Genomic DNA, 540 nt, shown 5'->3' with positions numbered 1-540 from the left:
CTGCTCGAGAAGTCCGTCATACGAGTGTAACGTATCCATCGTCCTTATTTTTGTACAAAATTGCTATTCGGTATCGTTAAAAAGGTTAATTGTTTTTATATGAGTGAATTGGTGATTTATCCTTTCTAAATATGGCTACATTTAAAGGTATTTAATCTGGTCGAGTTTGATTTATTGGTATAAGATTCGCCGCCTTGTTGTAGAAAACCTGTTCCATCATGATCGATTTAGCTGTACTTCCTATTTATCTCACGGCGGTTATCGCCTTATTGCTTTTGCCTGGCCCTGATATGTTGCTGATTGCGAGCTCAAGTATGAGCTACGGTAAAAAGGTTGGCCTATTTGCCAGTCTGGGGAACGCGACGTCTGGCCTTATCCTTACTTTACTTGCTGCGATGGGGGTTTCAACCCTGATTGCGATGAGCCCTGTGGCACTCAAAGTACTTCACCTTTTAGGTGGTGCGTACCTACTTAAAATGGGTTGGGATTGCTTGAGAGCAGAAGCTTCATCTGCTCCAGAGCTTGATCAAAAAAATAAGA

At 41.9% G+C, this 540-nt stretch carries 1 protein-coding gene; it reads left to right on the top strand.

What is annotated here, in order from left to right:
- Nucleotides 1-218: 218 nt before the first annotated feature.
- On the top strand, nt 219-540 hold a 322-nt coding region (locus R8N49_RS29840), incomplete at its 3' end, for a LysE family translocator (protein ID WP_318190795.1).

It is taken from the genome of Vibrio sp. 1978 (assembly GCF_033344345.1).
Note: the sequence above shows the minus strand (reverse complement) of the source record. Positions and strands in the feature narration are given on the sequence as shown.